General features: G+C 61.6%; 20 protein-coding genes and 1 tRNA gene. 11 read left to right on the top strand and 10 right to left on the bottom strand.

What is annotated here, in order from left to right:
- Positions 1-140: 140 nt before the first annotated feature.
- Complete coding sequence (locus tag BP846_RS12765; protein ID WP_292396117.1) at positions 141-1625, bottom strand: flippase; 1485 nt, start codon at positions 1623-1625, stop codon at positions 141-143.
- Positions 1626-1795: 170 nt separating this feature from the next.
- Complete coding sequence (locus BP846_RS12760; RefSeq protein WP_292396114.1) at positions 1796-3307, bottom strand: TrkH family potassium uptake protein; 1512 nt, start codon at positions 3305-3307, stop codon at positions 1796-1798.
- A 415-nt stretch (positions 3308-3722) separates the two neighbouring features.
- Between BP846_RS12760 and BP846_RS12755 the strand changes: the two genes are divergently transcribed.
- The 7 genes from BP846_RS12755 (at position 3723) to BP846_RS12725 (ending at position 11225) form a co-directional block, all read left to right on the top strand.
- A complete protein-coding gene (locus BP846_RS12755; protein WP_292396112.1) occupies positions 3723-5990 on the top strand; it encodes a PAS domain-containing protein in 2268 nt (755 codons plus the stop codon).
- A gap of 5 nt (positions 5991-5995) precedes the next feature.
- Positions 5996-6718, top strand: coding sequence for a uroporphyrinogen decarboxylase family protein (locus BP846_RS12750; protein WP_292396109.1), 723 nt, complete (start codon positions 5996-5998; stop codon positions 6716-6718).
- The gene (locus tag BP846_RS12745; protein WP_292396106.1) at positions 6715-8187 is read left to right on the top strand and encodes a hypothetical protein; all 1473 of its coding nucleotides are present in this window, start codon (positions 6715-6717) and stop codon (positions 8185-8187) included. The genes BP846_RS12750 and BP846_RS12745 overlap by 4 nt, the downstream gene beginning before the upstream one ends.
- A 6-nt stretch (positions 8188-8193) precedes the next feature.
- The gene (locus BP846_RS12740; protein WP_292396104.1) at positions 8194-8490 is read left to right on the top strand and encodes an ATP-binding protein; all 297 of its coding nucleotides are present in this window, start codon (positions 8194-8196) and stop codon (positions 8488-8490) included.
- Between the two features lie 201 nt (positions 8491-8691).
- Positions 8692-9645 (top strand): hypothetical protein, encoded by a 954-nt coding sequence (locus BP846_RS12735; RefSeq protein WP_292396101.1) that lies wholly within the window; start codon positions 8692-8694, stop codon positions 9643-9645.
- Positions 9646-9661: 16 nt separating this feature from the next.
- The gene (locus BP846_RS12730) at positions 9662-10441 is read left to right on the top strand and encodes an ATP-binding protein (protein WP_292396098.1); all 780 of its coding nucleotides are present in this window, start codon (positions 9662-9664) and stop codon (positions 10439-10441) included.
- Between the two features lie 154 nt (positions 10442-10595).
- Complete coding sequence (locus BP846_RS12725; RefSeq protein WP_292396095.1) at positions 10596-11225, top strand: hypothetical protein; 630 nt, start codon at positions 10596-10598, stop codon at positions 11223-11225.
- 730 nt (positions 11226-11955) lie between these two features.
- Here BP846_RS12725 and BP846_RS12720 read toward each other — a convergent pair.
- From BP846_RS12720 to BP846_RS12690, 7 genes are all read right to left on the bottom strand, one after another.
- Positions 11956-12040 (bottom strand) — tRNA-Leu (locus BP846_RS12720).
- A 163-nt stretch (positions 12041-12203) separates the two neighbouring features.
- Positions 12204-12848 carry a PHP domain-containing protein gene (locus BP846_RS12715; protein WP_292396092.1) on the bottom strand — a complete coding sequence of 215 codons (645 nt, stop codon included), beginning with the start codon at positions 12846-12848 and terminating at the stop codon, positions 12204-12206.
- Positions 12845-14023 (bottom strand): DegT/DnrJ/EryC1/StrS family aminotransferase, encoded by a 1179-nt coding sequence (locus BP846_RS12710; RefSeq protein ID WP_292396090.1) that lies wholly within the window; start codon positions 14021-14023, stop codon positions 12845-12847. Before BP846_RS12710 ends, BP846_RS12715 begins: the two co-directional genes overlap by 4 nt.
- Position 14024: 1 nt before the next feature.
- On the bottom strand, positions 14025-14741 hold the full coding sequence (locus BP846_RS12705; protein WP_292396087.1) for a nucleotidyltransferase family protein: 717 nt from the start codon (positions 14739-14741) through the stop codon (positions 14025-14027).
- Position 14742: 1 nt separating this feature from the next.
- A complete protein-coding gene (locus BP846_RS12700; protein WP_292396084.1) occupies positions 14743-15732 on the bottom strand; it encodes a GDP-mannose 4,6-dehydratase in 990 nt (329 codons plus the stop codon).
- A 191-nt stretch (positions 15733-15923) separates the two neighbouring features.
- Positions 15924-16946 carry a polysaccharide deacetylase family protein gene (locus tag BP846_RS12695; RefSeq protein ID WP_292396082.1) on the bottom strand — a complete coding sequence of 341 codons (1023 nt, stop codon included), beginning with the start codon at positions 16944-16946 and terminating at the stop codon, positions 15924-15926.
- A 1-nt stretch (position 16947) separates the two neighbouring features.
- Complete coding sequence (locus BP846_RS12690; protein WP_292396079.1) at positions 16948-18120, bottom strand: ATP-grasp domain-containing protein; 1173 nt, start codon at positions 18118-18120, stop codon at positions 16948-16950.
- A gap of 298 nt (positions 18121-18418) precedes the next feature.
- Here BP846_RS12690 and BP846_RS12685 point away from each other — a divergent pair, with 298 nt between their 5' ends.
- From BP846_RS12685 to BP846_RS12670, 4 genes are all read left to right on the top strand, one after another.
- Positions 18419-18949: a metal-dependent hydrolase gene (locus BP846_RS12685; protein WP_292396076.1), complete on the top strand. Its 531-nt coding sequence runs from the start codon at positions 18419-18421 to the stop codon at positions 18947-18949.
- Between the two features lie 306 nt (positions 18950-19255).
- Positions 19256-20431 carry a glycosyltransferase family 4 protein gene (locus BP846_RS12680; RefSeq protein WP_292396074.1) on the top strand — a complete coding sequence of 392 codons (1176 nt, stop codon included), beginning with the start codon at positions 19256-19258 and terminating at the stop codon, positions 20429-20431.
- Positions 20432-20691: 260 nt separating this feature from the next.
- Positions 20692-22686, top strand: coding sequence for a cation:proton antiporter (locus BP846_RS12675; RefSeq protein ID WP_292396071.1), 1995 nt, complete (start codon positions 20692-20694; stop codon positions 22684-22686).
- Between the two features lie 166 nt (positions 22687-22852).
- Positions 22853-23440 carry a DUF2179 domain-containing protein gene (locus BP846_RS12670; protein WP_292396067.1) on the top strand — a complete coding sequence of 196 codons (588 nt, stop codon included), beginning with the start codon at positions 22853-22855 and terminating at the stop codon, positions 23438-23440.
- A gap of 479 nt (positions 23441-23919) precedes the next feature.
- Here the strand turns inward: BP846_RS12670 and BP846_RS12665 are convergent, their stop codons facing one another.
- Complete coding sequence (locus BP846_RS12665) at positions 23920-24240, bottom strand: hypothetical protein (protein ID WP_292396064.1); 321 nt, start codon at positions 24238-24240, stop codon at positions 23920-23922.
- Positions 24241-24868 lie beyond the last annotated feature (628 nt).

Here is a 24868-nt window from a genome sequence, read left to right as displayed (position 1 = left end):
GGGGGAGGAATGTTAGCGCGGTCCCTGGGCATACCTGAATGTCAAGCAGATCATCTCTGGCAGGCTTCTCCGGGACATTATTGGGGGCAGGTAGCCGGCGTATCTTCGCCGACGTTCGGGATAATCCCGGACGCGCCTGATCACCGCCCATTGAGACGCCGTGTAGCGATACGCTCGAATATCGGTGAAATCGCACCGAAGATATCTCTTTTATCCTCCGGCGTCAGCAGGAGCCGGTAGATGCAGACTCCATACAGGCCGGAGAAGATCACCGCGAGCACGTAAGGATGAACCATGCCCCGCAGCAGGAAGAAGGCGAGGAGGAATACGCTGACGGCTCCGAACGTCTTTACGATCAGCGCGGACTCGACCCGCACGTCAAAGACCCGGCGGAGTATGTAGAGTATCAGCACCGCGAGCAGAGTGCACGATACGGCCGTGCCGATAGCCGCACCTGTTATACCGAACAGGGGGATGAGCGCCAGATCGAGACAGACGTTCGCCCCCGCCACCAGGATGTTCACCTTCGAGGAGAGCCCCGGCCTGTTCATGGCGCTGACGGCTGACCCGACGGACGATACCGCCCCGAATGCGATCATCCCGAAGACAAGGACGGTGAGGGCGGGCACGGCCGGCAGGTAGGCGGGGCCGAAGATGAACCCGATGATCGTCTCGGCGAGGTAGATGAGGACGAGGCCCATCATCGAGAGGAGGGCGAGGCAGTACCTGATTGACCTGGTTATCAGGTCCTCGACCGCATCCCGGAGCCCTTTGCTGTAGTACTCCGATATTGCCGGGTAGTTGACCGTGGAGAACGAACCGGGGAGCGAGAGGAAGGCCACCCGGGCTATTGCGATCGCAATCGCATACCGGCCGACATCGATCTCCGTCAGCATATACCCGATGAGGAGGGTGTCGGTATAGGTGTTGATCAGGTAGACCGCGCTTGCGATGAAGATCCGGCTCCCGAATGCGAGCATCTTCTTTGATGTCTCCCGGTGGCCGGAGACCGAGAGGCGGAAGTGCTGGCGGACGACCGAGACGACGAAGGCGAGCGTCCCGACCTCGGTGAGCAGCAGCGCCAGGACGGCTCCCCCGGGACCGAGGCCCGCGGCTATGAACAGCACCACCAGCACGATCAGGAGGAGCGAGCGGATCATGAACCGGAACGAGTAGGACCTCATCTCCCGCAGCCCGTTGAGGAGGCCGAGGAGCGTTGTGTTGACGATTGCAAGCGGCACGGCAAGTGCGATGATCCGGATGAGGCCGGATAGTTCCTGCATCCCGAAGAGCGCCGCGATCTCCCCTGCGAAGATAAAGAAAGCGAAACCGGCCACGGTCCCGAGCAGGAGCGCATTGATGATCCCCGCGGTGACGATGGCATTGAGCCGCTCCTGATCGCTCTTGTAGTCGGCCACGTACTTCACGACTGTCTCCGGAATGCCGAGACCTGCAACCAGTGTGGATATGGTGAAGAGGGTCAGCGTCAGGGTATACAGCCCGAAGTCCGCCGGGCCGAGCCACCGGCTCAGTACGATGTTTAAGAGAAACCCTGAGCCAAGAGTGATGATCTGGCCGACAAACACCCAGCTGATATCAAATGCGAACTTTGTAGACTCCTTCATACGCTGTCCGGTCCGGCCTATGGCGGTATCTGATGTACCGCCGGTATTTATACTATACTCCCGATTCGGGACGACGCGAGAGGGTATGGCCGGGATCGGGCACGTGGTTCGGGCCCCGGAGCCTGCGAGAGGATTTTCATGCGTGCAGCACATCCTCCGCGTAACCGCCCCTACAGCCTCCGTGACGCCCCGAGCACCAGGGCGATGACGGGCACGATCTCAAGCCTCCCCGCCCACATGACGATGATGAAGAGCCACTTCGCCCCGGGACTCATGCCGGGGCTCACGAACCCGGTACTGATCCCGACGTTGGAGATGGCCGAGACGACCTCGAAGACGACGTCGGCGGAGTCGAACCCGGCCTGCGGCGCAAGGTGGAGCAGGAGGAGGGTGGCGACCGCGACCACCAGGGTGAAGAGCACGACGACAAGCATGCTCTTTGAGACCTCGTACTCCGGGAGATGCTCGAGGATCTGCCGCCCTTCGTGCCGGAGGGGGGTGATCGTCCGCCAACCGGCGTGGAGCCTCCGGAGCCACCATCTGAGCATATCGAGGGCGAGGATGACCCTGCCGAGTTTGATGCCGCCGGCGGTGCTCCCTGCTGACCCGCCGATCAGCATCAGCGCGGTAAGGACCATCACGGTTGCACCGTACCAGTCCCGGGGATTCGCGTTCTGGAACCCGGTGCAGGTGATGCCGCTCACCGTCATGAAGATGCCCTGCCGGAGGGCCTCGGCGGGGGCGAGGGCGGAGATGGTCACGAGGTCGAAGGTGATGACGGCACATCCGGCAAGGATGAGCACAAAGAGGAGGATCGCCTGCGAGTCACGGAAGAATCCGAACGATCGCCGGTAATAGAGAAGGAAATAGAGTTTGAACGGCATAGCGCCGGCGATCATGACCGGGACGACGAGCATCTCAAGGAGCGGGCTCTCGTAGTAGAGGATGCCGGTCGAATGAACCGCAAACCCGCCGGTCGATATCGCCGTCATGACGATGTTTACGGCGTCCCAGAGGGGTATGCCCGAGAGGAGAACGAGCCCGATGCCGAGGGCCGTGAGCACCAGGTATATCCGCCACATCTCTGCAGCCGTGGCCACGACGTTCGGCATGAACGTCTCGGACCGCCCTTCTGAGCGGTAGAGCTGGAACCGGGTCAGGCCCGACCTGCCCGCGAGAGCAACGGTGAACGCGACGATCCCGAGTCCGCCCATCCACTGGGTCAGCGACCGCCAGAAGAGGATCATCCTTGGAGCGGTATCGACCGGTGGTATGAGGGAGAATCCTGTGCCTGTCCAGCCGGACATTGCCTCAAAGACGCTGTCAAGATACGGCATCCCGAGACCGAGCGTGTAGGGGAGCGCACCTATCAGGGCGGCGGCAAGCCAGATCAGGGCGACCGCAGAGAGTGCAACGGGGAGGTGCGCCTCCCCTTCTGCCTTCGGGATACTGGCAAGCCAGATCCCGAGGATCCCAAACCCCGCCGGCGCCGAGGCCATCGGGAGGAGGAGATCGATCTCGCCGTACCAGAAACCGACTAGGAACGGTGTGCAGGATGCCAGCGCAATGAAGAGAAAGATGAGCCCGAGGTCGGGAGCGATGATTGCAAACTGGCTATCTGCCGCTGGCAGTAACTTTTTGCCGGGGAGTGCTGGGAGGGGATAGTTTTTGCGACGGTCCATTGTCGTACCCGATGCGGATTAACGGGATCACCAGCCGCATCATGGACGTACCTCTATCCGTTATATGTAGTTTTTGATGCTCTACGGCTACACCCGGACGGCAGCCTTCTCCGTCTCGGGGCTTCGCCGGAGCCGCAGGCGGTTATTCCTTTCGGGTCGGCCGAACCGGGGTAATCCCGGTCATTGCCTCAGGGGTAACGATTCCGGTGCCAGCCATTTTTATCAGATCAAGGCTACACCTATAATGGTCTCACCCGCCGGAGCTGATATTTCTCAATGTCTCATACTCATGCCATGCCTGCGGAACTGCCGATGATAGACCGGCCGCCCGGCGAACCTGACAGAAGGACCCTGGTAACTGATCAGTATGCCGGGGTGCGCCTGCCGGAGCGGAATCTGGAGCCGGGAGGATAAGATGGAGGATCTGCATAACGAGTCTCCCGCCGACCTTCTGCATCTGTTGCGGGATGACGCCCCCGCCCTCGACCGCCGGTCACAGGAGAGACTAAAGGTCGGCATCGAGACCCTGCTCGCCGAGAACCGGAATCTTGCCGCACGGGCTGTCCGGGTAGAACTGGAGCGTGATGCGCTCCTCGCCGCCATCGGTAGGCAGGGGTTCGTCTGCGGCACCGACGGGAAGGTGGTCGCAGTGGGCCCGGGAAGACGGAACTGTATAGCCCGGGCACTCTCGGGAGAGGATACGCCCGGGAACGTACCGCTCTGCTACCCGGATGGGGGACCGGTCCGGCCCGAGGACCTTCCCGGGCAGAGGGCGCTCAGGGGAGAGGTGCTGAAGTCCTGCCGGTTTGCCATCCATGACCGCCAGGTGGGGGATCTGCACGTCGCCGTATCCGCCTCACCCATCTTCACGGACGGCGCTGTCTCCGGTGCCTTCGTCGTCTGGCAGGACGTCACCGGGGAGGAAATGACGAGACGGCGCATGGAGGAGGCGAATACCCTGCTTGAGGGGCTCTTCGAGAACCTTGGTGACATCGTCGGCATCCAGCGACCGGACCATACAATCCTGCGCTATAACAGTGCCGGCTACGAGATGCTCGGGATGACGCCGGAGGAGGTGCATGGGCGGAAGTGCTATGAACTCATCGGGCGGACCGGACCCTGCACCATCTGCGCGACGGACCATGCGCTCGCGAGCAGGAGGCGGGAGGTCGTCACGAAGTATGTGCCCGAACTCGGGCGGTACCTGGAGTGCCGATCGAGCCCCATCCTTAATCCGCAGGGGGAGGTGGCGCTCATCGTCGAGCAGCTCTACGATATCACCGACCGGAAGCGCGCTGAGGATAAACTCCGGGAGAGCGAGGCGACTGCCCGTGCCCTCCTCGACGCCCCGGAGGATATGATCGCCCTCCTGGATACCGGCGGGGGGATCATCGACGTCAACGAGATGGCGGTTCGGCGGTTCTCGCGGAGCCGGGAGGACCTTATCGGCATGAATATCGCCGGGTTATTCCCTCCCGCCATGGCCCGGGCGGATATGGCGCGCCTGCATGAGGTCGCTGAATCCGGCTCGCCCGGCCGGTTTGAAGGGGCGTGGGGGGGACGGTGGTACACTGCCGTCTTCTACCCGGTCAGGGATGCGAACGGCGGCGTCACCCGTGTAGCGGTCATAGCAAGGGACATCACCGATGTGAAGCAGGCGGAGGATGCCCTCCGGAAGCGGACGCACGACCTGGACGAGCGGGTGAAAGAACTCTCGATCCTGTACGCGATATCCCGCATCGTCGAGCAGCAGGGGGTCCCGCTCGACGATATCTTCCACGAAGTCGTCCGGGCGCTCCCTTCGGGCTGGCAGTACCCGGAGGACACGGTCGTCAGGATAACGGTATGCGGGCGTAAGTTTGAGACAGAGGGGTTCCGGGTGACTTCCTGGCGGCAGGTATCCCCGGTCATCGTCAACGGAGAGCCGGTCGGGACGATGGAGGTCTGCTACCTCCGCGAGAGGCCGGAGAAGGACGAAGGGCCGTTCCTCCGGGAGGAGCGATCGCTGATCGATACCGTCGCACGACGCCTTGGAAGGACAATCGAACGCCTGCAGACGCAAGAGTCCCTCCAGAGGAGTGAGACGAAGTTTCGGGAGATCGCCCAGCAGAGTTTCGATATGATCTACACCTGCTATAACGATGGGGGAATCGCCTACATCTCCCCTGCGGTGATGCGGATCCTCGGCTATACCCCCACGGAACTCATCGGCGAGCGTTGCCGCGACTACGTCGTCCCCTCGTCGCTCCCTGCCTGGGAGAAAGGACGGAAGAAGATAGCCGCGGGTGAGCCGGTTGAGGGGCTCGAGATCGAGTTCCGCCGAAAAGGCGGGTCTGCAGCCTTCCTCGAACTGAACGAGTCCCCGATCATCCACGAACGGACGGTGGTCGGGGTCCATGTGGTCGGCAGGGATATCACCGAGCGCAAACAGAACGAGTTCCTCCGGCAGCAGGCGTTTGAACAGATCGAGCGAAACATCGAGCAGTTCGCGGTCCTCGGAGACCACGTCCGCCAGCCGCTCCAGGTGATCCTCGGCATGGCCGATCTCCTCGATGATGGGGTGAGCGTGGAGAAGATCCGGGGGCAGGTCGAACGGATCAATGGCTACATCAGGGAACTCGACCAGGGCTGGATCGAGTCGCGGCAGGTCCGGGAGTTCCTCCGGAAGCATGAACAGGCGTAAGCGAGGTGCCGCTCGTCGAGGAGAGCCCGAGCCTTCTCTTTGGGCTCCGGACGATCGAACTCCTGAAGCGGGAGGTCGGCGACGACGTGCCTATTATGGGTTCGGTGATATCCCCCTTCTCCCTCCCCATACTGCAGATGGGTTTCGGCGCGTACATCGAACTCCTCTACGGCGAACCGGATCTCTTCTGGACGCTGATGAAGAAGAACGAGGAGTTCTGCGTCCGGTGGGCGAACGCCCAGCTCGAGGCCGGTGCAACCGCCATCGGCTACGCCGACCCCCTTGCCTCGCCGGATATGACGCCCGGGGACCTCTACCGCAGGACCGGGTTTATCGTTGCCAAACGAACCATACCCCGGATCGGGGGCGCTGTTGCGACCAGCCTCGCCTCCGCGAGGGCGCTGCCTGTCATCGATGACGTGGCCGATACCGGCAGTATCGGCGTCGGCGTCAGCACCTTCGACGATCTCGCCGCCGTAAAACGGCAGTGCGCGGGCAGGCTCACCATTCTCGGGAACCTCAACGCAATCGAGATGTGCTGGTGGACGCCTGCACAGGCTGAGGCAGAGGTGAAGAGGGCAATCGCCGCCGCCGGTCCGGGCGGCGGGTTCATCCTCTCGGACAACCACGGCGAGATCCCCTGGCAGGTGCCCGAGAGTGTTCTCCTGGCAATATCCACTGCAGTGCGGAAGTGGGGCGAATATCCACTTGACTGGATCTCTGTATGACAGGAAAATTCGGGATTCTCAACTGTGAGAACCTGGCCCGGGAGCTCAGGGCGGTTGTTGCCGCCGGGGAGTTCCCGGGCGTTCTCACGAGGACATTCCATATCGGCTGCGACGGGAAGCCGGCACGGTGGGGAGACGGGATCGAGGCTCCATTTCTTGATATGCAGGAGACCTGTGATCGGATCTGCATCCTCAGGTGCGGGGAGAGGGTCGAACCCCCCGCCCTGCCGGGACCAGGCCCCGTCGTGGTGGCTCCCGATCTTATGCGGGGTATCCTCCTTCCTGAGCCCCTCTTCGATGCCTGCGTCCGGGAGGGGGCGCTCATGGTCATTCCGGGCCTCCTCTCGCGGTGGCAGGAACACGTTGCAGCCCTCGGGTTTGCCGGGGGGGCGCCGGCGGAGTTCTTCAGGGAGTCGGTCAAAAAGATCGTGCTCATCGATACGGGCGTAGACCCGGAGAGCTCCCGGGTCCTTGCAGCCCTCGGCGAAGAACTCCAGATTCCCACAGAACGGATCCCCGTCGGGATTGAGCCGCTTCGGCGGTATATCGACCATCAGTATCTCCAGTGGCGCCTGGATACCGAGAAAAAGAATTTTCGGGACTCCACGACTGCGGCGAACCGGAGATCCGCCGACTACGCGATGACCATCGATATACTCGGTAGAATCGCGGCGCTCCAGAGCGAGGAGACGGTGGTGGAGGAGATGCTTAACCTCTTTACTGTCCTCTTCGGCTCTGCCCGGATCGGTTTTGCACCTATCGATGAGGGGAAGTCGGGCAGGGTCGTCAGCCGCCCGCCCGGATACTACGACGCTCCGGAGCGACGAGGGAGGTTCTTCGCAGAGGAGGGCCGGTCTGCTGTCATGCAGGGCGAGGACGGGTTCTCGATAGAGGTCAGGCACGAAGACTCCCTGGTCGGCATTCTTCTGCTCGAGGGGCTCGCCCTGCCGGAGCGGATCGGTGAGTACCTTGACATCAGCAGGTTCGTGACGGAGGTCTGCGGGCTCGCTATTGAGAACGCCCGGACGTACCGGAGGCTCCAGGAAGTCGTGAAGGAACGCGATAGAAAGATCGGGGAGCGGATGCGGGTGGAGAAGGCGCTCCGTGAGGCAAACAAGAAACTCAACACCCTCTCATCCATCACCCGGCACGACATACTGAACCAGCTGGCGGCGCTGCTTGGGTACCTCGAGATAACGCAGATGGATCTCGCGGCGGGACGCCTGCCCGCGGACCCGACCCTTGTCCGGTACGTGGCAAACGAACTGCAGGCCGCGCAAACGATCCAGCGGCAGGTTGAGTTCACCCGTTTCTACCAGGATATCGGCGTGAAGGAAGCGGAGTGGCATGATGCAGGAGCCCTGATCCGGCAGGTGGCCGGAGAACTTCCGCTCTCCGGGGTCAGGGTGGATGTTGGGGTTACGGGGCTCCAGGTCTATGCTGATCCCCTGATCGGGAAGGTCTTTTAGAACCACATGGAGAACTCGGTCAGGCACGGGGGGAGTATATCCAGGATATCCTTCTCCTCCTCCAGGGCTCCGGGCGGCCTCGTGCTCGTCTACACCGATGATGGCGGGGGTATCCCGGCTGCGGAGAAGGAGAAGATCTTCCGGAAGGGCTTTGGGAGGAACACCGGGCTTGGGCTGTTTCTCACCCGGGAGATCCTTGCAATCACCGGCATCACCATCCGGGAGACCGGCGGCGAGGGAGAGGGCGCCCGGTTCGAGATCTTCGTCCCGGAGGGGGAGTACCGGTTCTCCGCGAACGGCTGAGGGGGGAAGCGCTGCAGGTGACCGTTTTTGGGGGTTGAACGTTTCTGGTCGGCCGATCCTACCCTGATCAGGGGGTGCGATGAACGCCGCCATATTTGGGCTCCCGGGTAGCCGCCGGAAATTCTCGTCGTTTTTCTGCATTCCTTCCGGGACCGGGTGTATAGGCTCGCCGCTCCGAGTCGAACCGGGGAGAAGGTGCTGGTGCCGCCGCGAACCGTAGGAACCCCGCGACGCTCTTTGACCCGGTCGGGTGCCACGCGATTCCTGCAGCGTGAGGGGGAGGGGCCGGGCGGCGAGGTCCGGGTCGAAGTGGCCCGGCTCTATGCTGCGATCGACCAGGAGGGCGGCGGGCAGGGGTCGAAGATGGCCTGGAACGAGGCTGCGGCGCTCGCCACCATTGCCCGGATGGGCTGGGAGACGTTCACCGTCCGGATGCTACAGCAGGCGACGGGGCTCTCCTACCACCAGGTCCGGCGGATCCTCCAGGGCTACACCGCGAGGGGCACGGCCTACTGCGAGTTCCTGGAGAAGTGCCCTGCCGTCAACGGGGTAGATGCGACGGTCATCGACGAGAGCACCGGGACGGTCGTCCGCCGGCACGAACTCCACTTCCAGTTCGACGCCGGGCGCTACCGGGAGTGGGTGGCAGGGCTCGCGGTCTGGCTGGAGGATGAGGGAGGCGATGACCCTTCCCCGGAGGGAAGTTGCAATGGCGGTTGCAACCCGGGTTGCAAAGGGAGTTGCAAAGGGGGTTGCAATGAGATCCCGGGGAATGAATTCCGAGTTTCCGGGGATGGATCGGGAAATGATGAACTTATATTAACTATTGAGAATCAAGAATATGGACCGGTTGCAACTTTTTCCAGATCAGAGCAATCCCCCGGCTCGAACGCGGGGGAGGGGGACCGGGGCCGGGGCGGTTCGGGCACTCCTGATCATGGGTCTCTCTGTGATCCCGGGCCGGTTGCAAACGGCGAATCCAAAACAGGCCATGTGCCCCTGGATTCAATTTCCGTCGCTTTAAATGGCGTTTCTCCGGGAGGGATCGTTTGCAGCTCCCTTTGCAACCCTGTTTGCAACTCCGGGTACAACCAGGGTGCGACCGGCGTCCGGCCCTCCCCGGCGTCCTCGACCACCGGGCGTTCGAGCGGGTGAGGGTCGAACTCGGCTGGTGCGATATCTACGACAACGGGAGGGCGATGATCGGTCGCGGGAGACGCAGGCGAACCTCTGTGAGGTGTGCGACCACGAGATCGGGGGCAATCTCTTTCACCAGTTTGAGGAGGGCGAGCGGATCATCAAGCAGTATCTCGGCGTCAGGTACGATATCTCGGAGGAGGCAATGCGGGAGTCGTTCCGGAGGAGAGAGGTCTGGGACTACCCGCTTCCGGCGATCCGGGAGGCGCTTCTCAACGCGCTCATCCACCGCGATTACTTCAACAATACGGTCCAGACGCAGGTCAAGATCTTTGACGACCATATCCGCTTCCACAATCCCGGCCATCTCCCCGAAGGCGTTACCATCGATATGATCTTAAAAGAGCACTACTCCTACCACCGCAACCCGAAGGTTGCCGATATTTTCTACCGTGCCGGGCTCGTCGAACGTTACGGATCGGGCATCGAGCGGATCATTACAGCCTTCCGCAGCGCCGGGATGCCGGTTCCCACCTTCGTCAGCAGTCCGCTTGGGTTCACCCTGACGATGCGGATGGATATGCTGAACGAGAGTTCCCTTCGGAAGATGGAACTGAATGAACGGCAGATCCTTGCGGTGGAACGGGTCAAGGTCGAGGGGAGCATCACGAGCGGTGCCTATCAATCACTCACCGGCGTCTCGGCAGCGACGGCTTTCAGGGATCTCAAGGCCCTGGTTGACCGTGGTATCCTGGAGCAGGTGAGCCCGTCGAGGAGGAATACACGATATGTCCTGCGGGAGAGGCCATCATGAAGTGTGGATATTTCCAGAGCGTTCCGGCGAAACAGGGGCTGGTCCGGGCCGGAAACCCGGTGGATTCCCCACCTGGCAGGGATAGATGATGGATGAATGAGAGATGGATGAAAGATGGATGAGAGATACGATGAATAAGAAGAGCTGATCGAAGATGAGTGATGAGCGCCGGGCGGAGTGTTTCGGGGATGGGACGGGAGGGCGGTGCCACACCATCCAGCAGATTCTCGTCCGCGAGTTCCGGCGGGCGGTTGCGCACCTGAAGCGGGCCGGTTCGGCAGATACCCTCCTCGCCGAGGCTGAGGCCCAGGGGTGGAAGACCGTCCCGCTTCTCTGGCATGTTGCCGAACTCTGTCGCGAGCAGCCGGCAGCGGGCCTGAAGACGCTCCTCGCGGTGAAAGAGTGGTATGAAGCGCTCTGCCAGCGGCGGCGCTGTGTCCTCGACGACCGGAAGGTGCTGGCGCTTCACGCACGAACGGAGCCCTACCGCGAGATCTGGGACCGGTTCAGTGCGGTCATCGACGACTACGACGACTGCGAGGTGCTCCTCGACGCCCACCATGTCGCCACGGCGATCGGCGGCACGGTGCTCTATACCGGGGACTACCGTCACATCATTGCCAACCGGGAGCTCATTCTTTCGGAAACCAGCCTCCACGATGTCCGGTACCTGGGCGACCGGACAGGCGGAGGCCGCTGGCGTGAAGGAACCGTCGACGGTTTTTCATATCTCCGGGAAATAAGGCCTGAAGAAACAGTGAGCATCCTCGCTGTTGAAGATTAGAAAGCCCATCCATGGCACCCCGAAGGGGGAACATGTGAGTGATAGGTAAGATTCGACATCCGGATCTGCGTAACGTCTGGAGACACGAGGCATACGACTTCACCATCGGGCTGAGGAGAACATCGATGCCCTTGTTCAATCGCTCGGCAACGTTTACCGGAAACAGAATGTGGGTGATTTCATGGGCCGGGATCAAGTACCCATCAAGTACGGAAAAACCGGCAGATATCTGGATATATGCAGATCGCCAGCAATATCGCTGACATTAATCTCTGGAAGCAGGCGCTCTGAATACAACCCATCAAGTGTTCCTCCCGCCCCCTCAGGAGGCGGGCAGTGCAGGGCGATAGGTCGTGGATGGGGAGAAACAACTGGCCGGAGCATCTCTTCACGGAGATAATATTGACCGAAGCATCCGCATGACCGTTTCGTCTACTTAGAAGGGTTCAAACGCGGGTTCAAACCCGGACCCCTGGTCACCCGCACGTCCCTCTCTCTTCTCCGGATCGTATCGTATCATGACCTCGCCGAACCGCCCCGGATCGGTCCAATGCCGGTGCTTCCCGGGTAGTAGGCCGGCTCGCCCCGGGCCGACCTGTGGCCGGTTTCTTATGATCCCGTGAGCGATATTGCGCGGCGTGGGCAGCGCAGGGAACGGTGGCGGTGTTCTCGGTCACATAGTTACGATAATACCCGATTTGAGGGAAGAATGCCCTGAAATTGATGAGTATGCGGGGGAAGGGATTCGAACCCTTGAACTCCTTCGAGACTGGACCCTAAATCCAGCGCCTTTAACCTGGCTCGGCAACCCCCGCGCGTATATACATCGGTGCTGGAAGAATTATACTTGTTCCCTGACGTCCGGGCGGACCCCCGGTGTTCGCTGTGGCTGTTTGGGGCCTTGCGCTCACGAACGAGCACGAGCCGGGTCCGCGGTTACTCTCTGAAAAGAGGGAGGAGGCGCCCATCGGGAAACCCTCATCTCCGGCCGTTGTCGGCCCCGGCCAGCCCTTTCAACCTCTCGATGCTGCAACTCAACCCGTGCACGAGGTAGTAGTTTGACTCCCGGCCTCCCCCGGCAGTCCGCCCGGCCCGGAGCGCCTCCTCGATCTCCTCTCCGGCACAGACCGTCACGCCCCTTCCAATCTCCGCATAAACGTGCGCATCGCTCCCCCCGACCGTTCCCTTCCCGGAGACCCGCCCGAGCGTCATCGAGAGCGCATTGGTCTGTCGCCGCGATCTGCTGTTAAACCCTTCAATGAGATCCACCCTTCCCGCCAGACGCTCGGGCGAGGGGTATCGGCGGTAGGGGTGCGCGAGAACCGCAAGCCCGCCCTGGGCATGGATCTCCCCGACCACATCGTCAAACCTCTGCGCCAAAATCTCCCGTTCAAGGAACAGGCCCAGGACGTCGCCATACTCAGTTTTTATCTCGGCGCCGACGACAACCTGGAAATCCTTATCACGGTTCGCCTCCCGGGCAAGGATACCCCCCCGGATGGTGTCATGGTCCGTTACCGCTATACCGGCGAGGCCCCGCGTCCTGGCGACATGTACGACCCTGGCGGGGTCCATGAGAGAATCCCGGGAGCAGCGGGTATGGATGTGCAGGTCGGCGATCATCTCATCCCCTGGGAGCCTTCTTCCCCTGCCGGAATGCCCGAGGTCACCTCATCGATAGAGGTGCAGATGTAGTCAACCTCCCCATCGATCATGCCGGGGTAGAGCGGCAGCGTCATCTCGTGCTCCCCGACAAACTCCGTATTCGGGAGCGACCCCGGGGTATCCCCGAGCAGCCTCCGGTAGTAGGTGAAGAGGTGGATCGGGGGATAGTGGATGCTCGTCTGGATACCCCGCTCCTTCAGCTCCGCCTGAAGTCCGGCCCTTGAGATATTCCCGGAGAGGACGACCGGAAAGATGTGGTGGGAGGATTCTCCATCGATGCTCCCGGAAAACGGGCATCCGATACCCTCGATCCCCTCGAGCGCATTCCGGTACCGGTCAGCGATACGCTTCCGCTTCGCGTTGTTCTGCTCCAGGCGCCGGAGCTGGACGATACCGAGCGCGGATGCGATCTCGCTCGTCCGGTAGTTATACCCCAGATCGGTGACGTCGTAACTGTACCCGTGTCCCCGGTGCCTGTCCCAGGTCAGCGTGGTCATGCCGTGCGAGCGCATGACCCTGATCCGTTCGGCAAGGTCGTCGTCGTTCGTCACGACCATGCCTCCTTCGCCGGTCGAGAGGTTCTTGTTCGCAAAGAAGCTGAAACACCCGACATCTCCGATGGTCCCGCACTTTTTCCCCTTATAAGTTGCACCGACCGCGTGTGCCGCATCCTCGACGACCCGGAGATCGTGGTTGCGGGCGACCTCCAGGATCGGCTCCATATCGCAGGGATACCCCCCGTAGTGGACGACGGTGATCGCCCGCGTCAGGGGCGAGACCTTCGCCGCAACCTCTTCCCATGCTATGTTCAGGTCATCCGTGCCGGCGATATCGGCAAAGACCGGTTTCGCGCCGCAGTAGAGGACCGAGTTTGCTGTTGCGACGAACGTGAGCGACGGGGTTATGACCTCGTCACCGCTGCCGATGCCGAGCACCGCGTGCGCGATATGCAGTGCCGCCGTCCCGTTCGAGACCGCAAACGCATGCTTTACGCCGAGGTACCGGGCAAAGGCCGCTTCGAACTCCTCCGTCACCGGCCCCATGGAGAGCCACTTTGACTGCAGGACATCCCGGACCGCGTCGATCTCTTCGCCGTCCATCGCGATGTCGGAGAGGGGGATCTTCCACGCCATATCACTCGCCCCCGACGCCCAGCGCCCCGTAGAGTGCGGTGATCTCGTTGTTCGCCTTCTTGTAGTCGTCGACCCTCCCTATGTCCAGCCAGTAGCCGTCGTATTTGTAGGCTTTGACGGTCTCGTCTGCCGCGAGCAGAACCTTGATCAGGTCCGGGAAGTCGATGTAGTCGTGCGGCGTGATGTACTCGAGGACTTTCGGGTCGAACGCGTAGACGCCCATGCTCACAAAGTGCTCGAACCCCGGCTTCTCGGTATACCCGACGATGTTTTCGTCCCCGTCGGTATCCACGATCCCGAAATCGACGAAGTAATCTCTCTTATTGAGGGCCACCGTCGCGACGGCGCCGCTCTTTTTGTGGAAGTCCATAAGCCCGGAGAACGGCAGGGTCGTCAGGACATCGCCGTTCATCATCAGGAACGGTTCGGTAAGGTCATCCTTGATGAGCCCGAGGCAGCCTGCGGTTCCAAGAGGCTTCTCCTCCCGCGAGTAGGTGATCGAGAGCCCGAACCTGCTCCCATCGCCGAAGAATGCCATGATCAGTTCGGCAAGATGCCCCACTGCAATCGTCACGTCCCGGATGCCGTGCTCCCGGAGCTGGCGGAGGATGATCTCAAGGATCGGCTTATCCCCGATCGGCATAAGCGGCTTGGGGATGATGGTCGTGTAGGGTTCGAGCCTCCTCCCCTTGCCGCCGGCAAGAATAACCGCTTTCATGTCAGGTCACGTAGTGATTGGGCCGATAAAGGTCCAGGTGTTCCCGAAACCATGCAATCGTTCGCAGAAGCCCTTCTTCCAGGGGCACGGCAGGCGACCAGTTGAGGAGATTCCGTGCCCGGGTGTTGTCGCACCAGAGCCTCTCCACTTCGCTCTTCTCCGGCCGCAGGCGTCCGCTCTCGGTGACGATCTCGATCTCCTTTCCCATGAGGGAGGCAACCGTCTCCACGACGGCCCCGATCGAGATCTCGAAGTTCGATCCGACGTTGATCGTCTCTCCGACCGTTCCCGGCGACTCGGCGACGAGGAGAAACGCCCGCACCAGATCGTCGACGTAGGTGTAGTCCCGTGTCGTGTGCGTCGCGCCGAGCGCCACCTTCCCCTGCACCAGCGCCTGGGTGATGATGGTCGGTATCACCGCCCGCGCTGACTGCCGCGGGCCGTAGGTGTTGAACGGCCGTATCGTGGCGATGGGGACGTCAAAGGACCGGTAGAAACTTTCGGCTACCTTGTCGGCCCCGATCTTGCTTGCGGAGTAGGGAGACTGCCCCTGGAGCGGGTGGTTCTCGTCGATGGGAACATAGCGGGCGGTCCCGTAGACCTCGCTCGTCGAGGTGTGGACGACCTTCTCGACGCCGGCATCCCGGGCAGCCTCAAAGACGTTGAGCGCACCGAGCACGTTCGTCTCCACCGTCTCCCGGGGGCGAATGTAGGAGTACGGGATGGCGATGAGCGAACCCAGGTGGAAGACGACATCGACGTCCCGGATGGCGCTCCGGACGGCGTCGGTATCCCTCAGGTCGCCCATGACGATACGCACCCGGTCAAGTCTCTCTCCCGGGAGCAGCCGCAGGAGGCCCGGGTCGTTCCTCGAGTTGTAGCGGACAAACGCCCGCACATCCGCGCCACGGTCGACCAGGCGTTCGGTCAGGTGGCTGCCGATGAAACCGCCGGCCCCGGTCACCAGCACTCTCTTTTCATTCCAGTCCATCACACATGACTCCTTTCCCTCTTGACGCGCATATTGCTGTGAGCAGACTCTGGATGCACGATCCAGCATATAATGATATCGGCATCTCCCGGATCCCGTCTGCTCCGGGTATCACGGTTCCAGTAGATGTCTGCACCACCCCAACACGGAGGCTGCCGCTCCGATGCCCGCCGAAAAACCGGATCCGGGTGTTATCGTACCTCATCAGGATCGCCTGTTTCGTGGATATGCTTTCTTACGCGGGCTGGATACCGATGCAGGGTGCCGTCGAAGGGCTGCAACCGAAACGCGGGTGCAGGAAGCGGTGGGATGGTCAGATCGTCTCTCCCCCACACCCCTCGCATGGGGCGGGCAGGCACCGGCGGTGCCCGGACATCCTGAGACAACAGTGACATTCCGTCGAGAAGCGCTCCTATAGGCACGAATGAGAACCTCATCATGAGCATGATGAGTTTCTCAAGCGAGGTGTGGACGCCGTGGTAGGTGACAAGCCGAGACAGAAACGGCACCTTCAACGGAGGAGGGCCCGGGTAGATATCATGGGGATGAAGATAGATGTTTGCCGGCCTCTTCGAGGCCACCCTGCCGACACCCCATGAGAGAACCTGCTTCGGAAGGGCACGGAGATAGAACCCACCGGAGATGGGGATATTTATGCCGAATTTGACTATCGAGAGCGGGAACTCGATGATCGGGCCGTCGGGGTCGTGGACGGTGACGTCGTCCCGGGAAGGCCGGTAAATCCCGACCGGTGCGTCCGGTACGCCGTAGAGTTGTGTCCTCACCGGGAAGATGCTCGAGTCGTACTGGAAGCCGTACCTTTCGAGCACCTCAAGCGCCCACTTCGTCCTGTTATTCAGGGAGAACGACGGCGCCCGGAACCCGACCGGGTTGTAGTCGGCGAGCAGTTCAAGGGACTTCTTCAGCTCACCCTCAAACTCCCTCCGGTCCATCGAGTAGAGCGGCTTATGGGAGTAGGCGTGGCATGCAATCTCGTGACCCCCATGATGGATCTCGTTGATGACCTCAGGATACCTCTCTGCGACGGCGCCAAGGACAAAGAACGTCGCCTTGACGTTGAACGCGTCGAGTGATGCGAAGATCGGCCTCAACGATTCCTTGAACATATCCTCGCGGTCGCCGGGCAGGTACCCATTCAGGAACTCGTTGCACCACCAGAACTCAAGGTCGATGCTGAGTGCGTTGACGGTCACGTTATCGCCTCAGGACAAACCGCCACATCTCCGGGTCGAGTGCGTACCGTGCTGTGGCAAGCGCAAAACCCAGTGTAGGGCCCGGGTCGTGCAGCGACAGGATATCATCGGACGTATCGAACCGGAGAAACTCTTTGAGGTTTTGCAAGGTCTTTGGAGCGCTCAGGTACCAAAGGATATCCCCGGGAAGCAGCCAGCGGCACTGCACCCCCTCCTGGTAATCCGGGACCGGTTCGACATCCCCGTTCATGACCATCCGGTAGAGGAGGTAGGGGAAGTCCACGCCGCTGAGGATCGAGAGGTGCAGCGAGCCCCAGAAACGGGGATTCACCTCCATGAGTTTGAGGCTCCCGTCGCGGGCATCGATCCGGAACTCAACCATTGCAACCCCGGACCACCGCATCGCCTCGAGGAGGTGGAGGGCGATCCCTGCGGCCTCCCGGGAACGATCGTCCTTGACGGTCTCCCGGAAGGTGCTTGCCCCGCCGGAGACCGGGTAGGAGCGGATCCGTCTCTGGACGGTCACCGCACGGGGTTCGGATCTCGCGTTGAGGAGGGTGTAGACCCCGAGTTCCCCTCCGTTGGGTATGAACTCCTGGACCACTACCGGGCCGAACTCCGATGCGGATGCCTCATAGGCCCGGACCAGATCCTCTGGGTCCCTGCAGACCCTGACCCCCCGTCTCCCCGAACTCACCCGGGGTTTGACGACGGCCGGGTAGTCGATCTCCCCGGCGATACCGGCCACATCGTCCGCGTTCTCGGGGAAGAACGTTCGCGGGCAGGGGATGCCGTTGTCGAGGGCGATACGGAGGGTCGCTCCTTTATCGTAGCCCTTCATGAAGACGTCGCGGGGCGGCAGGGCGATACGGGTATACCGGGAGATCTCCTCTTCGTGGTCGACGATGGGTTTTAAGCAGGCATCGGCGACCGGAAATAATACATCGATCTTCCCGGATCTCAGGGTGTCGAGGAGAAACCGTACGAACCGCTCCTCATCCTTTTTCGGCGAGGGGTATACCAGCCTCCGGCTGCAGTATCTCGAAAAAGCACCTGTTGCGTATCTTGTCTCCTCACCTGCAGTTACATCCAGCTCCCGTTTTCCAAGCGACCGGATGACCGCAAGAGAGCTCCGCATCTGTGCGTCAGTTACAAAGACCGCTCCCTGACTCAATCCTTCCCCCCCCAGCCTCTGTCACAAGTTATGACGGGCGATGGATCCTTTTTTTATTATTTAAATCTATCCTATATCTCCGGGTTTCAATCCGGTGTCACGACCCCGGGGGACAGCATACGGATGATCAGGACGGTATCACCACATCATCGGGAAATCAAACCATGGAGAAGCGGCATTCTGGATACTATCGGGCAATAAAAGGGGTGCGGATAGAGAGAGGTTCTCTGCATCGCCAGGCGTTTGACAAAGAGTCACAAACATATATATACCATGACGTCGGGGGGCTGAAGGGAGGATGTTCATCGAGCACATCATCTTCGGGATAGGTATCGCCATTCTAGCCGGCATGATGACGCGAGGGCCTGGAGAGAGAGACCACTCCTGGATCGTCGTAGCCGGCGCGATGGCTCCCGATATCGACATAACCGTCGACCTTCTGCACCGGGCGATGCCCGGGGTCTTCGTCCCCGGTCTCGTGGCGCTGCCCCTGCCGTTCCACGGGTCGTTCCACACCATCGGGTTCCTCGTCCTCTTTGCCGCGGGAGCAGGGCTCATCCTGTCGCGGGCGGGGATCGGATTTGCGACTGCAGCCCTGTATGCAGGGATTGGGTCTGGGTCTCACCTCCTGGAAGATGCCCTCGTAGGCACCTTCCCGGGTTATCCCTACCTCTGGCCTCTCTCGCATGAGAGGTTCATGGTGCCGGTATTTTCAGGCGATTGGAGCTGGTTCGGCGTTGCGAATACGGAGACGCTCACCGTCGCACTCAGCCTGGCTGCAGCGGCGGTTCTCGTCCGGACCGCCGTCAGAGGGCCGCCGTGGGCCTGATAGGTTGCCGTTGACGGCCCGGACGGGGAGAGGGCGGCGTGTACGCGTTGAGGTCGTCCAACACCCTTTTGACGGGCAGGGGGAGACCCCCTGCCCGCACATCCATGCCCCCGTACGGGGGCCGCAGAGTGATCGGGGTCGGAGATCGTAGCAGGCCGGCCGGGATCGGGCTGGACAGAGAGCACAGCATCACCATCTTCTCCTCTCTCCAATGAGAGTTCAGGGGGATCTGGAAGCCTGTTTGACCGTGAGATAGGTTTATATGGATTATTGTGCATCTTCACCTCGTTATCAGGGCGGTAGAGCATGAAGGCCATGGTGGTGACCCCGTATTTCTACCCGCACATGGGCGGTGTACAGAAATACATCTACGAGATCGGTACCAGACTGCAGCGAGTATTCGGGCATGACCTGACCATCGTCTCCTCCAACTGGCACCAGGAGGAGAACACCCCAAAGACCGAGCAGATCGGCGGCCTTGAGGTGATCCGGTTGCCCTACCAGTTCAAGGTCTCAAGCACCCCTGTCAGCCTCGCGTGGGAGAGGGCGCTGCGTGAACTCATCAGGTCGGAGCGCCCGGACGTCGTAAACGGGCATATGCCGGTTCCTTTCATCGCAGACGTAGCCGCCCGGGCATCGTCCGGTATGCAGGTCCCCTACATCCTGACCTACCACAACGACCTGACCGGATACGACCTCCTGACACGGATGTTCGGGCAATGCTACTATCCGATCCTCGGTTCCCGGACGCTCCATCTCTCCGATACAATCATCGCCACATCGGATTACTACGCCGGCAGGTCTCCGCACCTGAGGAAGCACCTCCCGAAACTGCGGTACGCCGCCCCGGGCGTTGATCTCGAACGGTTTCCGGAAAACCGCTCGGATTTTCTGCGCCGGAAGTATCGCCTGAGGGATGAGAAGATCCTGCTCTACGTGGGTCACCTGGACAGAGAGAGCCAGCATAAGGGCGTACAGTACCTGATCCGGGCCATGAAAACCGTCCGGGAGTCTACGGACGCAAAACTGATCATAGCCGGCCGGGGAAACTATATCAACCACTACAGGGAGGTTGCCGCCAATGAGGGTGTCTCCGGGGATGTGATCTTTGCCGGTTTCATCCCCGAGGACGAGGTGCCCCTGTATTTTAACAGCACCGACCTTCTCGTCCTGCCGAGTTGCGACCGTGCGGAGGGATTCGGGATGGTGCTGATAGAGGCGCAGGCATGCGGCACACCGGTCATCGGGACCGATGTCGGCGGGATACCGTTTGCCATCGACGACGGGGTGACCGGCCTTATTATCCCGCCGAGAGATGCACGGGGACTCGCTGACGCCATCGTGCGGGTGCTCGGCGACCCGGACCTTTACCGGTTGATGGCGCAGAACGGGCCAAGAAGGGTGAGGAACCTCTTTACGTGGGAGAAGAGCGCTGCAGTCTACAACCAGATCTTCCGTGAGGTGGCCAGGGAGCGAACATAACCGGACCGGGAGTGCGCATCTCGCCGCCGTGCCCGGCGCCGGCGTTCACCGGCAGCCGTACCCGCCGTGGCGATCCCGGGGAAAGTCCTGGTTCATCCGTGCCGCATGAGGCTATGCCTCATCGGGTTTTATCAGAAGGAAAGGGCAACAATTTTCTGTATTTCGCCGGCCGGGTGAACCCTCCCCGGAGAGCGCCGGTGCCGTACGCCCGGGTACCATGACGTGACGACCCGCCGGATACAACAACCAGGAACCATACTATGGACACAGCCTTTCTCGAACAGGTCCTGATCATATTCGCCCTCTCTATCGGAGCGCTCGCCCTCTGCTACCGTATGAAGATGCCGGGGATCGTGGCATTCTTCCTCACCGGTATCATCGCAGGCCCCTACGGCCTCGGCCTCATCACGGACCGGGCCGACGTCGAGATCCTTGCAGAACTCGGTATCATCTTCCTCCTCTTCACCATAGGGATGGAACTCTCGCTCAAGAGCCTCCTCGATATGAAGAAAGGGATGCTCACCGGCGGGGTGCTCCAGATCGGCCTGACGATCGGCGTTGTCGCGGTCATTGCATCAGCCTTCGGCCTTGCCCCGCCGGAAGCTATCTTCTTCGGGATGCTTCTTGCCCACACGAGCACCACCGTGATGCTGACCGTCTTCCAGCACCGGGGAGAGACGGACACGCCGCCGGTGCGGCTCGCGCTCGGCATATCGGTCCTCCAGGACCTGAGCACCGTACCGATGATCCTCCTCGTCCCCATGCTCGGCGGCATGGGGTCGGCCGGGGTCGTCCCGTCGCTCATAAACTTCGCTATAGGCCTCGTCCTCCTCGGTGTCGTCACGGCAAGCGCCCTCTGGGTCGTCCCCCGCCTCCTCTACCGGGTCGCAAGCCTCCGGAGCCGGGAACTCTTCATGATCACCGTCATCACCCTCTGCCTCGGGACAGCATGGCTCACCTCCCGCGCCGGCCTCTCCCTCGCGCTCGGGGCCTTCCTCGCCGGCCTGATCATATCCGAGTCCGAGTACAGCAACGCAGCCCTCTCCACCGTCATTCCCTTCCGTGACATCTTCACCAGTTTCTTCTTCGTCTCGATGGGGATGCTCCTCAACACCGGCTTCTTCGCAGCTCATGCGCTCATGATCATCGCGATCATCGTCGGCGTCATCGTCCTCAAGGCTATCATCGGGGCCGTTGCCGTCCTCCCGGCGCAGGTCTCCCTCCAGAACGCCGTCCTCACCGGTCTTGCCATCGGCCAGATCGGCGAGTTCGCCTTCATTCTCTCGAGGCCCGGGATCGAGTATGGGCTCCTCAGCCCGGACCTTGAGCAGATCTTCCTCGCCGTATCGGTCGGAACGATGACCGTCGCCCCGTTCATCATCGCATCGGCACCGCGAGTGACCGCCGCCGTCCGCCGCCTTCCCCTGCCGGGCTGGCTCAGGGCGAGAGACGCGCCCCTGAAGGTGGCCCCCGCGAATGGGCCGAAGGAAGGGCATATCGTCATCGTCGGGTTCGGGCCGATGGGGCGGCACGTCGCCGAGGCGGCACGGAGCACGGGAGTCCCCTACATGGCTATCGAGCTCAACCCGAAGACAGTGCGGGAGGAGCGCAAGAAAGGCGAGCCGATCTTCTTCGGTGACGCCATCAATGAGGGGGTTTTAGCCCATGCCGGGGTCGAACACGCCCGCGTGGTGGTCGTCACCATCCCGAACGCGGCCACAGCGCGCCAGGTGACGGCGATTGCGCGGAAGATGAACCCGGAGTGCGCGATCATCACCCGGACCAGGTACATGGAGGACTCTCTCTCCCTCTACGCGCTAGGGGCGGACGATGTCATCTGCGAGGAGTTTGAGACCGCAGCCGAGGTGCTTGCGAGGGTCCTGATCAAGTACCCGGTGCCGAAGAGCGATATCGACAGGCTCGTCGCATCGATGCGGACCGAGAAGTACGAGATGCTTCGGGAGGCGTCGGAGCAGGTCCCATCGCTCCGAGACATAGAGTTGCACCTGGAGAAGACCGCAATATCGATCGTCCGGGTGGAGGAGGGCGCCCCGATCGCCGGGAAGACCCTGGCCGAGACCGACCTACGGCGGAAGTACGAGGTGACGGTGCTCGCAGTCAGGAGGGGAGCGGAGACGCTCGCCGGGCCGGCTGGTGAGACGATGATCGAGGCCGGCGACCTCTGCATCCTCATCGACGCCGGGCAGAGGAACGCAGAGGTATCCTCCCTCTTCCGGCGGAGGCTGGAGGGGTGAGGCACTCTGGTCCCGGATCCCGGGCCACTGTCTGCGCACCGCGGATGCGCGCTCACGGCGCAGAGGAGGGCGGACTCAGGCATTCAGAATCAGATTTCATCCCGATCTGGGGCCCCCGCCGGCCCGTGACTGCACCCTATTATACCCTGCCGGGCGACTCTCCCATATGGACTTCCTCTCTGCCGGCGCCCTCACCCCGGTCCTCATTCCGCTCCTCGTCTTCGGGGCACGGGTGATCGACGTCAGCCTCGAGACGCTCAGGATCATACTCCTTGCCCGGGGTGGCCGCTTCATCGTCCCCGTCATCGCCTTCATCGAGATCCTCTTCTGGATCCTCTCCCTCGGCCTCGTCGTCAACGGATTCTCTAATCCGGTTTACATCCTCTCGTACGCAGCCGGATTCGCCACCGGGAACTATGCCGGGATTCTCCTCGAGGAGAGGCTTGCGATGGGGGTCTGCGTCCTCCGGGTGATCACGTCGGAGGAGGACCACTCCCTCATCGACGCTATCAGGGCCACCGGCTACGGCGTCACGGTCGTTGCCGCAGAGGGGCTCCATGGACCGTGCACCATCTTCTATTCCGTGGTGCGGCGGTGTGATCTCCTGCCGATCACCCGGGTGGTCGAGGAGATGAGCCCCTGCGCATTCTGCACCATCGAGGATGTCAGGTCGACTACCCGGGGGACCTTCCCACGGTCCGACGAGGGCACCTGGTCAGGCCTCCCCCGCCGGACAGTGCGGATCGGGAAGTGAGCAGGACCTCCGGGCCCCTCGCAAGCCTGGATGGCTTCTCCCTGCGACATGGCGTCGGCCCACTTGCTTTTCGCGGCAGCACCCGAAGTTCTGGTGAAGGCGACGGATGCCGTCAAGGATGCGCCGTAACGGAGAGAACGATATCGAACCGGAGACCCGGCCGGGAAAAAGAGGATATGAAAGGCTGGAGTTCAGTTCTTCTTAGCCTTGTCCTGAACCTTCTCTGCCTTCTTGTCCTGCTTCTTATCCTGAGACTTCTTATCCTTTGCCATGAATGACACACCTCCTTCCCGAGGAGGGATATAGCTGATATCAACCGTTCCGGATATATATTTTATGCTCGATCGGCCATTTTTTCTTAAAATAAGGTGAAATTAAGCGTTTTTAACCGCCGTCGAGTCATGGGGTGATCGGGGGTCGCACCAGAGAGCCGCGCGAGCGCGAGATCGGAAAAATCGGGGTCGGCATGGGGCAGGGGCCTACACCCCGCGCCTGACACTGGAGAGCATGTAGAGCGCGATCAGGGAGAGTCCCCCTACCACCTCGACACCTATGACGAGGGGCACGACCGGGATCGCGCCGGCAACCCAGAGGCCTCCCGATATCTGGTCGAGATCGGCCGGCGTTCCTGCAGGCGCCGATCCCGGCTCGGCGAGCCAGTCGCAGAAGAGCGCGGCCCCGACCGCGAGCATGACGGCCGCCATGAGGATGAAGATGAGCAGCCCCAGGATCTCGGTCTTCCGCAACAGTTTTCCTGCAACTCGCACCGATGCCGCTTCTGCACCCCTGCTCTCATGCATGCGTCTCACCCCGCACACGTTCCCTGAGGGGCAGGTCGATCATGGCAGATGCGGTCAAAGGGTCCCTTCTGACCGTCCAATAACTCTTCCAGGCAGTTTTCTGAGTGAAGCGTACCGGTGGCGTAAGCTCTGGGGGCAGTTCGGCGTGCGGACTCAGCCTCCTGGTAGTTATAGTTCCCGGCGAGATTGGATCACCAATCGCCGCGAAGGGGAGGCCTGATACTGCACCTGCGGCCTTTGCGGCCGGCAGAAGGGGGGTCATGACGTCACCCGGTACATATGGAATCTCTCCTTTCATCAGTGCAGAATCGTGGAATCGGCTGACGTCGAGGCAGCGAGCACAATTCTACATGATTGACCATGATAATACTATGAGATAGATGATATATTTAATTGTACCCATCAAGGGGCTTCATCCGTTTATGCCGGGGAGGAGAGACCACCGGGAGACAGGAGTAACTGCGGTCCGGCGAAGAGATCATCGATCGGACAGGTAGTGCCCTACGAAACAACTGGTCATCTGAGACCCCATCCCAGTGCTCCCGCTTGCATGCAATCCGGGGCACGGCTTTCCCTTGGGTATCGCCATGACTGCCCCCGCCCCTCGAGGGGCGGGGGAGGAGCGCGA

The organism is Methanoculleus sp. UBA303, from assembly GCA_002501655.1.
Classification (GTDB): domain Archaea; phylum Halobacteriota; class Methanomicrobia; order Methanomicrobiales; family Methanoculleaceae; genus Methanoculleus.
Note: the sequence above shows the minus strand (reverse complement) of the source record. Positions and strands in the feature narration are given on the sequence as shown.